Below are 12962 nucleotides of genomic sequence, written 5' to 3' on the forward strand. Positions count from 1 at the left end.
AACTTGTATTTTTGCAATTTTTAAAACTCTTTGGTTGAATAAGTAACGCATCGCACTTTTCTCTAATTCAAACAAGCACAAAAATGAGTAGGATTATGCATTCAAAAAAATCCCCCTTATTACAAATTGAATTTGTAATAAGGGGGATTTCTCATAGTAAGAAATTGGATTTTCTTTCTTTTCTTATACGGCTTGTTTTTCTTCCTTTGAATTATCTTTTTCCCAACACTCTGTATTCTGTAGGCCAGGAATAGAATCAGCTTGGAAAATTGGTGTTTTTCCAGCTTTCTTTTGTTTTATATAGTCTGCTAAAGCGGCATATGCAAACTTACCAAGAAGGGTAATGGCAATTAAATTTGTAAATACCATAAGACCCATAAAGAAATCAGCCATATTCCAAACAGTTTGAAGTGTCGCAACGGATCCGAAGAAAATCATCGCAACTACTGCAACGCGATAAATCATTAACCATGATTTACTTTCTTTAATGAATGCAATATTGGTTTCACCATAATAGTAGTTTCCTAGTAATGAACTAAACGCAAATAAGAAAATAATAATCGCTAAGAAACTGCTTGCCCATGAGCCGATTTGTGAACTTAATGCAATTTGTGTTAACTCAATTCCTTCTAAATTCGCTTGCTTATATGCCCCGGAGCATAAGACGATAAATGCTGTTGAAGTACATACTAAAAACGTATCAACGAAAACGCCAAGCGCTTGAACAAGTCCTTGCTTTACAGGATGAGTGACATCTGATGTAGCGGCGGCGTTTGGTGAACTACCCATACCCGCTTCCGTTGCGAATAAACCGCGCTGAATACCATACTTCATTGCTGCCCCGATGCCGCCAGCAATTGCTTGATCTAAACCAAATGCACCTCTAAATATTTCTAGAAAAATATCAGGTAAAATATAGAAGTTTTTAATTACAACAAAAACAGCTACGGCGATATAAACAATCGCCATTGGCGGAACAATCGTTTCTGTAATACGTGCGATGCTTTTAATACCACCAAAAATAATAATCGCAACGAGTGTAGCCATTACTATTCCTACGATGTACCGTTCCAAACCAAATGCGTTTTCAAATGCTAATGTTACTGTATTCGCTTGTACAGAGTTGAAAATTAATCCATAAGTAACAGTAATCAGGAGTGAGAACCAAACGCCCATCCAGCGTTTATTTAGCCCCTTCTCCATATAATAAGCGGGACCCCCGCGGAATCCACGTCCGTCTTTTATCTTATAAATTTGTGCAAGTGTACACTCTACAAAACTTGTAGCAGCTCCAATAATCGCAATGAACCACATCCAAAATACTGCACCAGGTCCGCCCATTGAAATAGCTAGCGCTACACCAGCTAGGTTTCCGATTCCAATACGAGCCGCCGCACTCAAACAAAATGCTTGGAACGGGGATATGCTATCCTTTTTCTTTGTTTTTTTGTTAAAGCCATTACTTATTAAGCGTATCATGTCACCCAAGTGGCTAAGTTGTACAAATTTTAATTTGAAAGAAAAATAAAGCCCGAGGCTGATTAACATTGCAATAAGAATATATGACCATAAAATGTTATTCGTTATCTCAAGGAATCTACTAAAAGTATCAATCATATCATGCACTTCCTTTTTTTATTTATAATAAAAGTATATTTAAAAAATATCATAGAAGCAAATATAGTATGAAATAATGGTTTTTAATATCGTTTCAAACAATATTATACTTATTTTTCTAACTATTTTGTTTTTCTTGAATAATTTTAATGCGAGAAAGAAGAATCTTTATTCAAAGTAAGTTGTGAAATTTTAAAAACTGGGGAGAAGCATAGTCTAGTTTTTATGAAAAGGAAACTTGAATGATCCCGAATGATGGTCTCTTTAATAAAGCTCATCATTCGAGGTTTTGATGTATTACATATGTAATCTCATACTTTTTGATTTTCTTATACAAATTAGCGCGCGACATTCTTAATTTTTTCGCCGCAATGCTTTTGTTCCGATATGTGTCTTGCAAGGTTTGAAGAATGCGTGTTTTCTCTAGACTTTCTTTTTAGGTCTGTTTTCAGCTTGACCTCGGGTTCGATTATAGTAGCACCGTTTCTAACACGCTCTGAAGCCGCTAGATTTCCATCCTCTAAGTAGTAAGTATTGCAAATCAGCAGGCTGATATCGGGAGGATAGCAGTGCAATGTAGCTTCGGATAAAATAACGGAGCTATTTTTATACTTCCTAAAGAACGTATGTTTGTGTATAATGAGAACATGAGTTCTGTTGTTTAGGGGGAATGACAGTGTATGATTACTCACTTTTGCCGAATCGAATTGTTTTATGTGTAGACCTTCGTGCCTTCTACGCCAGTGTATCGTGTATCAAGATAGGATTAGATCCACTTCATACTAAATTAGCAGTTGTTGGTGATATTAACCGAAACGGATCCATTGTTTTGGTTGCAACACCACCATTAAAAACATTGGGTGTTAAAAAAATGTCTAGATTGTAAGAAATACCATGTAGGAAAGACATAATTGTCGTGAATCCAATAATGGGAACATACATAAAATGCTCAAATTACATAACGAAATTAGCTCTACAATACGTTCCTATTGAAGATTTCCACCAGTATTCCATCGATGAATTCTTTATGGATATTACCGATAGCATTCATCTGTTTGCTAATGGTCCATATGAGTTTGCATTGAAATTTAAACGTGAAATATATGAGAAGACAAGAATTGAATGCACGATAGGTATCGGTCCTAACCCTTTGATGAGTAAAGTAGCTTTAGATGTAGAAGCGAAGAAAACAAAAGATTGTATTGCGTATTGGAAGTACGAAGATGTACACCTAAAATTATGGCCGATACGACCACTTAGTAAGTTTTGGGGAATTTCGGGTAAAACGGAGGCGAAATTAAATCGAAAGGGAATACATTCGATTGGAGATTTAGCGCAATATCCTCTCAAGTACTTAAAACAAAGCTTAGGGGTTATTGGTGAAGAATTACACTTACATAGCAATGGCATTGATTTTAGCCGTATTTCAGAAAAGTATGTTCCAGCAACAAGTTCCGTTGGTAAAAGCCAAATATTAATGCGTGATTACACAATAGAAGAGTTTCCGATTGTTCTCTTGGAACATATCGAGGAAGTTTGTTACCGATTAAGGAGACATAACAAACTTGCTCAAACTATTCATTTTTCAGTTGGTTACAGTAAAAATTATGCTGGTGGTTTCAGAAAAACTCACACACTAAACAGATCAACGAATTTAACAATGGATATTTATCATATTTGTACATACTTTTTACATGAGTTGTATACTGGAGAACCAATTAGATTCATTAATGTTTCTTTAACTAACTTAATCAATGAAGGTGAAGAACAAATCTCTCTTTTTGATAACATCATACAACGAGAAAAAGAAATGAAATTAACTAAAGTAATGGATGAAATACGCACTAAGTTTGGAAAAAACAGCATATTAAGAGGGATTTCTTATACAAATAGTGCTACAGCAAGATACAGAAACACATTATTAGGGGGGCACAAAGCATGAATAACGCTAATTTGCCAAGGGGAAGAGGAATGGTTTTAACAATAGTATAATATATGAGTAGAGATAACGTATACAATGATAGGTGTTTCTCTTTTTTTTGTCTCTTTGTAGAAGCTATAATAATACTAAAAAGAGATAGTATTTATAGTATAGATAGATTGAACAGTTGGAGGTGGGAAAGTGTTTAAAGTACAGAGTATAATTACATCATTGGGGGAAGAACGTTGGATGGTTTTACATAACAATGGTGAACCTGTTATCCCAGTCATGAAATTTATAAAACATAAGGATTCTTTAGGAAAAGCACCTAATACGCTTAAAACGTACTGTTATCATTTGAAAATATTCTGGTGTTTTTTAAACGAAAAGAATAAAGATTACAAAGAAGTGGATCTAAGTTTATTAACAGAATTCATTCATTGGTTAAGAAAGCCGATAGATGACTTAAATACTATCTATTTAAATGACACACAGGAGTTAGCATACACCAAAAGAACTGAATCTTCCGTTAATTTGATCACTAATTGTGTTATCGAATTTTTGGATTATCACTGGCGTAGTGGTCAAATCTTTTTTAACGCAAAATCCAAAATTACAAAAGAAGTTCATAATACAAGGCGTAAATATCGTAAATTTTTAGATCACATAACACATACCTCAACAACAAAAATTAATATATTAAAACTTAAGGAACCTAAAAGAAAAATAAAAACAATCACTACTAAACAGGCAGAATTAATTCATATAGCATGTAACAACATAAGAGACGAGTTAATGATTCGTATTCTATATGAAGGAGGATTAAGAGCTTCTGAGTTATTAAGTTTATGGATAGAGGACTTCAATATCAATGATAGTAGTATCACTGTTAGGGAATCCAAAACACAAGCTGGAGAAAAAAGAAAAGTATATGTATCAAATGAAACAATGAATTTATTTCAAGATTATATTATCGATTATCATACTAATGATGTAGATTCTAACCATGTGTTTATTAATTTAAAAGGAAAAAATAAAGGGAAACCAATGCAATATTGGGCTTTGCAAGCTGTTATACGAATACTTTCTAAAAAAACGAAGATAGACTTTACCGCTCATACACTTAGACATACATGCGCAACACACCTTTATGATTTAGGCATGGATGCTGGTATTATTCAAAAGTTATTAGGACATGCCCATGTACAAACTACTTTAAACATGTATATTCATCCATCAGAAGAAACTATAAGAAAGCACTGGGATGAAGCCCAGCAGCATAGGAGAATGAGAAAATGATAGTAGCTATTAATTCCAATAAAATACAACGTAAAGCTACAAGTGAACTTAAAGGTTATTGGGCTCTAGATGAATGGACTGTCGAAGCGTTTCCCATACCAGATAGAAGGGGGAAAATTAAAGAAAATATAAAATCTGTTGATTTCAGTAAAATTAGTAATCAATTTATTAAACTGGAGATAAAGTACTACTCTTTTTATTCTTTAACCAATGAAATTTGGCATTTATCCAGCTTTATCCACATGCATTTTAATAAAATGTACTTTCTTTCAAAATTTTTAATCGAAAAATTCCCTCAAGTCACATCGATAATTGATATTCCTTACACTACATTATTAGATGAGTACAAATTATATCTAGCTGAGAATAATAAGCCGTTAAAACAATCCCATCCTCGTGGAGGAGAATTTATTTCACCTTATCTTGGAGTATGTAAAAGTTTATATGATTTTTTCTCTAATTATTATGACGAACGACCTGAACATCAAAAAGATAAATGGAATGTAAAAAGATTAGGGATTCCATATAATATGTCTCGAAGAGACAGATTTCTTAATTTCACCAGTATAAAATTTCCCTTTCGGGAATTGGTTAAAAAATATGTATATCAAACACTACTTGTTCATCAACAAATTACCTTTGCGACGGCCCAAAATCTTTTAAAGAAAATGTATTTGTTTTTTGATTTCATTGTAGAAACTTATCCAAAGTGGATCGATTTACAGAATCTGCAAAGACAGGACATTGAAGATTTTTTATTCTATGTTAGAAATCGTGAGATGGGAGGAAAGAGTTATGCGAAAAATCGTGTTCCTAGTAATCGTCATGTAATGGAGTGCCTTTCAAATATAAGAAGAATAATTGAATATATGCAAGGTTTTGAATGGAAAGAAGCACCTAAAACTCCTGTTAACAGACTAATATTTCCAGAAGATTTTCCACGAAGAGAAAAGAAAAACTATCACCAACATGTTAAACATGTACCAGATTTTATATGGGATCAAGTATTGGAAAATTTACATAATTTAGATTCTGAAATTGCACGATTAATAGTCATTATGGAAGCAACAGGATTTAGAGTTTCAGATGTGTGTCAGTTACAAGTAAATTGTCTAGTATATAAGCAAGATGGTTGGTGGTTGATAGGAGATCAACGAAAGGTAAATGTAAAAGAACATATTGTTCCTATTTCAGAAGAAATTGTGGAAATCGTAAAAATACAACAAGAATATATTAACAATCATAAAAAAAAGCACAATAACCTAAATCAATTTTTGTTCCCTGTTCTTACGGGAAAAAATAGGGGAATGGCTTTTCCACAAAAATCGGTTACCTATGCATTAAATCAACTAGCTGAAAAATATAAAATCCTTGATAAAAATGGAGAAGTATTTCTGTTTAAAAACCATGCTTTTCGACATAGATATGGGGTCAATCTAATTAATAATGGCATGAATATTCTTCATGTACAAAAGTTAATGGCACATACTAGCCCCGAAATGACATTGACTTACGCGAAAATTTCAGATAATACTCTTCGAAAAGAATGGGAAAGAATTCAAAATTCAATACGGATAGATATAAATGGTGTATTAGTAAAAACAAGTTTACCCGAGCAGGCTGAAGAAAATGGCTTAGAACTTGAATGGATACGCCATAATATGGACTCTATTCGTTTGGATCATGGTTTATGTATAAAAAGTCCTAAAGTCAGTTGTGACTTTCTAGATTATTCGTTAGAAAGTCCTTGCATTAAAAATAATTGTAGAAGTTTTCATGTGGATACAACATTCTTAGATTACTACAACACACAAATATTGAAGATGGAAGAAGATATTGCAAAATATCAGGCAAGCGGGCGCCTTCGTTCTATTGAGTTAATTGAGCCAAAGCTTAATAAATATAAAGAAATTAGGGATTCACTAAAAAATGAAATTGGAATTTTTGGTATGCCAAAACATAAACGTGAGTATGTAGGAGAGGAACGAAAAACCGATGGCTAATAAAACACCAAACACAAAAGGACTATTAAATTATGCCTCTGAAAAGAAGAAGAAAACTCAAAAACGAGTAGATGAAATAATAAAAATGATGATTAAAGAGCGTAAAAAAATTAATTTTAATTCAGTTTCAGAAAAAGCTATCGTTTCTAAAGCTTATCTATATAGAGACCCAATTATCAGAAAGAAAATAGAAGAATTACGTCAACAACAGGAAGGAATACATAATTTAAGCAAGGTAAAAAGAAATACATCTGACGCTTCTAAAGATGTAATTATAGAAACGCTAAAAAATAGGATTAATCGATTAAATGAAAAGATATATTTACTAGAGAGTGAAAATCAAAAATTAAAGATGCAAATCAAGAAAGATTTAGGTAAAGTTTATGAAAATTTATAAATCCAATATCTTTTTACTTATACAATTATAAAATATCTAAAAACACGCTATCCTTTTTATAGATTTCTACAGAAAGAATAGCGTATTTTTTCATTTTAGGGAGAACTTTAATTAAGTATCGATTATCCAGTATTAGCTTGGTTTACTTATCTTCATTTTTTGTGCTGATGGTGGACAAGTTAAATTGTACTCGTAAATTTTTTTATTAATCATTTCAACCATTGTAACAATTTCTTCTTCCTCCGTGCAGATATGTAATTTTCCCTTTAATGTATCAATTTCTTTTGAAAGTTCAATCCATCTTGGCAAAATATGATTATCCTTCATTGTCTTATAAAGCTGTTTTTCTGGATTATAAGAGAGACTTTTATCAACTTGCAGTGGTTTTCCTTTTCCTACTAAGTCATCAAATGCGCCTTCTTTTTGAGAACGTTTAATAATCGAACTAATATGATCTTCATATGTATACGACCATACCTTTTCATCTTTTACTAAAATTTCTTGTTTCTTTAAGGCTTTATCTAAATCTTTTTCTCTATCCTTCATATGATTTCTCCTCCTATTAATTATTACATGAGGATTTTTAATTGTTGCAAGGACACTAATCCATGAGCAAACTGTTTGTACCACCACAATACATCGTGACCACCAGCGAATTCAACATAGGTACTTTGATATTCTTTTTCTTTCAGTACTTGTGATAATCCCCTATTTGCTTCTAACAATGGTTTATTTTCTAACTTCCCAGCACTCATATAAATACGTAATGGCAATGTGTTACTTCTTTTAAATTGATTTTCAATCCAAGGGTGTGTTCCTGTGTAATTTTCTTTTTTCCAATGTACAGAACCTGACATGGATAAAACGTTTCCAAAGCGGTCTGGATATTGCAAAGCTGCATAAAAAGCTGCCAAACCGCCAAGACTAAATCCGCCAATTGTTGTATGATTGGGGCTTGGGTTCACATGGTATTTGTGTTGAATCCACGGAAGTAGTTCTTTTGTTAAAAACATATTCATTTCTTCAGAAAATGTGAGTTCTGTAAATCGATCTACATGTTCAATACCAATTAGAATACATGGCCGCATTTCTTTTGAATGTATAAGATAATCTAGTGTTGTAGCTGCTGATAACGACTGCAACATAGATCTACCATCAAACATGATAAGTAAGTCATAAGAAGAGTGTTCAGGTGAGTAATTATGCGGAGTATATATCCAGAGTTTCCGTTCATTCTTTAAAATAGAACTATAAAACTGATGCGTTTCCACTTTTCCTGTTGCAATATGAGTTTGTTGATTTGTTTGGTCAATTTGTGGCGATAGACCTAGCTCTAAAACAGAAATCGGCCCTGATTCATGCTCAAACATCTTAGAATTCAATGGATCATGCGTATAATTTTCACTTCGTTTTACCCAATCTTGTTCAAAGTCATCATTAATTGAAAAGTAATACGTTGAAGCAAACTTTTCTTTTGTTCGGAACGTTTTAAACCATATGTTTGTATGTGAAAGTTTATCCATTTCATTCGCAGCTATATCCCAACCAGGAAAACTTCCAAATACATATGCATTTTCAGTTTTTTCGTCACCTAACCAAATATATGTAACAAGACTGTACTCATCATCAATAGGACAATTCTCCACAATAGGTGTTTGTTGTTCCTTTATTTTCTCCAAAAACAATGTAATAGCAGAAGGATTCCCTTGATTTAATTGTTCCACCAAATCGTGCATAGTTGGACTCATTAATTTTTTCATTTGTTTCTCCCTTTCTTCTCTCTTTTAATTTAATGATTATTTCAATATTCAATTAATTGTTTCCTTGTTATTTACTATGGATATAGTGTATATTTTGTGAACAAAATAGTGTTTTTAAATTTAAAATTTTATTAATTATCTTTATTGATGTAGCGATTAATTCTATTGCATTTCTTCTTTAACAGTCGGTACCTGATAACCATTAGGTAGACACTTTTTTAGTACTTTCAAGGCGAAAACGTGATGTCTATTATGGTAACCAAATTTATTTTTCTCGTTCTAATTGGTTTATTTCACCCACGACTGTCATCAAAAAATGACTATATTGGGGTATCAATGAAGACATATATACAATGATAGAATTGTATATATATATAAATTCTTTTAAAAAATATCTTGATAAAATGGTTAAATGGACTCCATTCGCTGCAATGCCAGAGCAATTTGCTGGTATCAGTGAGATTGTTAAACAAAAGAATAAAGTGAAACGCCCAATGTTAACTCTAGAGGAGCAAGATTTAATTGAAAATATGCTATTATGCTCCTTGCTCTCTGAAGAGGAAATATTAATTACATATTATGAAGACGGTCATGTACTTACTAGCTACATGACTGTTGTAGATATAGATCCGTTAAATAAATCAATAATTTGTACAGATGCCTTTTATAAAAGGATTGTTCTTAAATTTATGGATATTATTGCTACTAAATAGTAGTTATCGCCATGCTATCGTGACAATATGTATTTTTAAATACTCAAACTTTTTATCTTATCCTAATCTTTATTCAAATCAAGAATAAAACCAATAAATACATTGGAAATTTACCTAATGTGAACAAAAACATTCAGAATAGAATATATTTAAATCGGTTCTGGTGCAAATATATGAAGAGGAGTTACATACGTTTTATAGTTTTTGCACCGGAACCGCCCGAGGGATTCATATTTTGAGGGAATTAAGTAGGAGTAGGTTAAGTAGTTCAGATAACGTGGAGAAACCGCATAAATGGCAGGTTAAATCGAGTATAAAATCACAAAGGTTTTATACTCGTTTTTTTGTTGATATGTAAAATTTTATCCTGTTTTCACTGTTGAATTAACAAGTGCAATAGCGTGTCAATTATCAGGATGACCATAATTATTGTCATTTCGTTATTTTTGATGCGATTAAAGTTGCTATTCGAGGTGTTAAAAAAAGGAATAGGGAATTTATGTTAAAATATAAAGGCAAGCAACATGGTTCTTGTTCCGTTAACGAGCAGGATTGTTAAACAATCGGCATTTGTTTTAAGAGTGTCTAGTTTTCTAATATTCGGAGGGGAATTATCAGATGTCAAACTACGAAAACGAAGAAATGCTAACGGGAGGGAATGTCTCAAACGTATATCGTTCGGGAGGTACTGTTCGACGAGAATTAAAGCCAGACAGTACCAAAATTCATAAGCTATTAAATCATTTGGAAAACAAAGGTTTTAGTTATGCACCAAAGTTTTTAGGGATTGATGAAAAAGATAGAGAGATATTATCATTTATTGAAGGAGAAGCTGGTAATTATCCTTTAAAAGAATACATGTGGTCTAATGATGTTTTAAAAGAAATAGCGAAGATGCTCCGTCTTTACCATGATGCTGTGAGTGATTTTCCGTTATCGGATGATTGGAAACCAATGGATAATACTCCAAATAAAATAGAGGTTGTATGCCACAATGATTTTGCAATATATAACATTATTTTTAATCATGAAAAGCCAGTAGGTATTATTGATTTTGATGTTGCTAGTCCTGGTCCAAGACTCTGGGACATAGCCTATACTCTTTACACTTGTGTCCCATTAAGCAGAGTGTATCATACTGAAACAGGTGAGGCGGTTTATTATAATTCATTACAGCATGCCGACCGTATAAAACAAAGAGTTAAATTGTTTTTTGAATCCTACGGTGAGGGCATGGAAGAAGATTATTTAGAGATGGTATTGTTACGATTAGAAGGGTTATGTAAATATATGAAAAGAAAAGCCGAAGAAGGCGATATAAATTTTCAAAAAATGATGGATGAAGGACACCTTGAACATTATCAAAACGATATTAAATTCATTCGTGAACATGGAAAAGAGTGGATGTAATGAAATAAGTCGTATACAAAAGTAAAGCTCAGAGTCATATAGGGACTTTGAGCTTTTTTGCGTGTTATTTACTATGCAAATTAACCTGTGAATGAATATGTTATGTAGCCCGTTATTTTAGATTTCTCCGCAATAATTGAATTACTTAGGAGTAGCTTTATGGTTTTTTATAATATTTTCTTAACGAGAGGATTCTGCTGTTCAGTTTGTTGCCTGATCATTAAGGATTGCATTCGTAGTGTTTTATGAAGTGGGAAGAGATAGCAAGGTAAGCAAAACTCCAACTTGATAGAAGTAAGTTGGAGTTTTTTTAGGGGCATGGTATCAATTTTCTTCTTTACCAAGTACAATCCCATACTTTTTGATTTTCTTATATAAATTAGCTCGAGACATTCCTAATATTTTTGCTGCAATGCTTTTGTTTCCATACGTGTCTTGCAAGGTTTGAAGAATGCGTGTTTTCTCTAGACTTTCTTTTTCGTCAGTAAGTGAAAGCACATCTTGGTTCACGGGGCCTGAAAAAGACCTTGTTTGCGGCAGTAGCTTGAGAATGTCTGATTCGTATATTTGGCTGCCTTCGTGAAGGACAATCAATCTTTCTATCATATTACGTAACTCGCGGATGTTACCTGGCCAAGAATATGCGTGTAATTGCTTCGTTGCCTCTTGATGAACAAAAGGAGTTGACTTGTTATATTTAAAAGAAAATTCTTTTAAGAAATGATGAGCTAAGTAGGAAATATCATCCGTACGCTCGCGAAGCGGCGGGATGCAGACAGCAAATACGTTGAGTCGATAAAATAAATCGGACCGGAAAGTACCGCTTAAAACCATATCTTCTAATATACGATTCGTTGCGGCGATAATTCTGACGTTAATTTTTTTAGGTGTTTGTCCTCCAATTCGATAAATCTCTTTTTCTTGTAAAGCTCTAAGAAGTTTTACTTGCATATCAAGCGGAAGTTCTCCTACTTCATCTAGAAATAACGTACCTCCGTCTGCTAATTCTATTTTTCCAGGTTTTCCTCCTTTAGCGGCTCCGGTGTATGCTCCTGATTCATAACCAAATAACTCGCTCTCGAACAAAGCATTTGGGATAGCGCCACAATTAATTGGAATAAATGCTTTCTTACTTCTTAAACTAGCATCGTGAATCGCTTGAGCAAAAAGCTCCTTCCCAACACCGCTTTCCCCAGTAATCAAAATGGTCGCATCTGTCTTCGCGACCTTTGTCATGTCATGAATAATATGCTGGATTGCTAAGTTATTTCCTTTTATATTACTGAAAGGATCGTCTCTATTATTTTGAATTATTTGTTGTTTTAGTTGCTGGAGTTCTTCAGATGTAGAGGATAACTTTTCATTTAATTTAATCGTAGCGGTAATATCTTGTTCGACGGACATAGAGCCAATTAGTTCATTGCTTTCATTATAAATAGGTGTTGTGCTAATCAATACATGTTTATCTGGCCGCGGGAGGTGATAAATATCCCGAACAGGTTGCTGACTCTCAAGGACTTTTAAATTCATAATATCTTCTTTTAAGAAAAATTCCTGAACATTCCTTCCGATAATATCTTCTTTCTTTATGTTATACATTTTTTCTGCTGCTTCATTCCAATAAAGCATTACGCCCTTCGTATTTACAATAGAAATTGCTTCTTCTACAGAAGAGAGAAGTGTATGCAATGTAGGAATCGCAAAAGAATCAGATTGTTTCATAGAATATCCTCCAATGATTTTATATGTAAACCCGATATAAAACGTATACAAGAGTAGACACTCGTAGACAGATTTGTCGCTAAAAGGATACAACTTTTTCGATACAATGTAAATAAAATT

At 33.0% G+C, this 12962-nt stretch carries 9 protein-coding genes and 2 pseudogenes; 6 read left to right on the top strand and 5 right to left on the bottom strand.

Going from position 1 to position 12962, the window contains the following annotated elements; genetic code table 11:
- Positions 1–183: 183 nt before the first annotated feature.
- Complete coding sequence (locus QRY57_RS06385) at positions 184–1617, bottom strand: alanine/glycine:cation symporter family protein (protein ID WP_286016947.1); 1434 nt, start codon at positions 1615–1617, stop codon at positions 184–186.
- Positions 1618–1894: 277 nt separating this feature from the next.
- Positions 1895–2053, bottom strand: a pseudogene (locus QRY57_RS06390) (helix-turn-helix domain-containing protein); the annotation flags it as partial.
- 240 nt (positions 2054–2293) lie between these two features.
- Here QRY57_RS06390 and QRY57_RS06395 point away from each other — a divergent pair.
- The 4 genes and pseudogenes from QRY57_RS06395 (at position 2294) to QRY57_RS06410 (ending at position 7237) form a co-directional block, all read left to right on the top strand.
- Positions 2294–3559, top strand: a pseudogene (locus tag QRY57_RS06395) (Y-family DNA polymerase).
- Between the two features lie 180 nt (positions 3560–3739).
- The gene (locus QRY57_RS06400) at positions 3740–4837 is read left to right on the top strand and encodes a phage lytic cycle repressor MrpR family protein (protein WP_286016948.1); all 1098 of its coding nucleotides are present in this window, start codon (positions 3740–3742) and stop codon (positions 4835–4837) included.
- Positions 4834–6840: a tyrosine-type recombinase/integrase gene (locus QRY57_RS06405; protein ID WP_286016949.1), complete on the top strand. Its 2007-nt coding sequence runs from the start codon at positions 4834–4836 to the stop codon at positions 6838–6840. The genes QRY57_RS06400 and QRY57_RS06405 overlap by 4 nt, the downstream gene beginning before the upstream one ends.
- Entirely contained in the window at positions 6833–7237 is a 405-nt protein-coding gene (locus QRY57_RS06410; protein ID WP_286016950.1) for a DUF6262 family protein, read from the top strand. The genes QRY57_RS06405 and QRY57_RS06410 overlap by 8 nt, the downstream gene beginning before the upstream one ends.
- A 132-nt stretch (positions 7238–7369) precedes the next feature.
- Here the strand turns inward: QRY57_RS06410 and QRY57_RS06415 are convergent, their stop codons facing one another.
- Positions 7370–7783: a DnaJ family domain-containing protein gene (locus tag QRY57_RS06415; RefSeq protein WP_286016951.1), complete on the bottom strand. Its 414-nt coding sequence runs from the start codon at positions 7781–7783 to the stop codon at positions 7370–7372.
- Positions 7784–7806: 23 nt separating this feature from the next.
- Entirely contained in the window at positions 7807–8997 is a 1191-nt protein-coding gene (locus QRY57_RS06420) for an alpha/beta hydrolase (RefSeq protein WP_286016952.1), read from the bottom strand.
- Positions 8998–9350: 353 nt separating this feature from the next.
- Here QRY57_RS06420 and QRY57_RS06425 point away from each other — a divergent pair, with 353 nt between their 5' ends.
- Positions 9351–9710, top strand: coding sequence for a YolD-like family protein (locus QRY57_RS06425; protein WP_286016953.1), 360 nt, complete (start codon positions 9351–9353; stop codon positions 9708–9710).
- 618 nt (positions 9711–10328) lie between these two features.
- Positions 10329–11120, top strand: coding sequence for a phosphotransferase (locus QRY57_RS06430; protein WP_286016954.1), 792 nt, complete (start codon positions 10329–10331; stop codon positions 11118–11120).
- A 324-nt stretch (positions 11121–11444) separates the two neighbouring features.
- Here QRY57_RS06430 and QRY57_RS06435 read toward each other — a convergent pair whose 3' ends face one another.
- A complete protein-coding gene (locus tag QRY57_RS06435) occupies positions 11445–12842 on the bottom strand; it encodes a sigma-54 interaction domain-containing protein (protein ID WP_286016955.1) in 1398 nt (465 codons plus the stop codon).
- Between the last annotated feature and the right edge of the window lie 120 nt (positions 12843–12962).

The organism is Bacillus arachidis, assembly GCF_030285945.1.
Taxonomy (GTDB): domain Bacteria; phylum Bacillota; class Bacilli; order Bacillales; family Bacillaceae_G; genus Bacillus_A; species Bacillus_A arachidis.

Excerpts from the sequence above, each read along its gene's own strand:
- QRY57_RS06415 (WP_286016951.1), bottom strand. The coding sequence starts at position 7,783 with ATGAAGGATAGAGAAAAAGATTTAGATAAAGCCTTAAAGAAACAAGAA.
- QRY57_RS06405 (WP_286016949.1), top strand. The coding sequence starts at position 4,834 with ATGATAGTAGCTATTAATTCCAATAAAATACAACGTAAAGCTACAAGT.
- QRY57_RS06385 (WP_286016947.1), bottom strand. The coding sequence starts at position 1,617 with ATGATTGATACTTTTAGTAGATTCCTTGAGATAACGAATAACATTTTA.
- QRY57_RS06435 (WP_286016955.1), bottom strand. The coding sequence starts at position 12,842 with ATGAAACAATCTGATTCTTTTGCGATTCCTACATTGCATACACTTCTC.
- QRY57_RS06430 (WP_286016954.1), top strand. The coding sequence starts at position 10,329 with ATGTCAAACTACGAAAACGAAGAAATGCTAACGGGAGGGAATGTCTCA.
- QRY57_RS06420 (WP_286016952.1), bottom strand. The coding sequence starts at position 8,997 with ATGAAAAAATTAATGAGTCCAACTATGCACGATTTGGTGGAACAATTA.
- QRY57_RS06425 (WP_286016953.1), top strand. The coding sequence starts at position 9,351 with ATGATAGAATTGTATATATATATAAATTCTTTTAAAAAATATCTTGAT.
- QRY57_RS06410 (WP_286016950.1), top strand. The coding sequence starts at position 6,833 with ATGGCTAATAAAACACCAAACACAAAAGGACTATTAAATTATGCCTCT.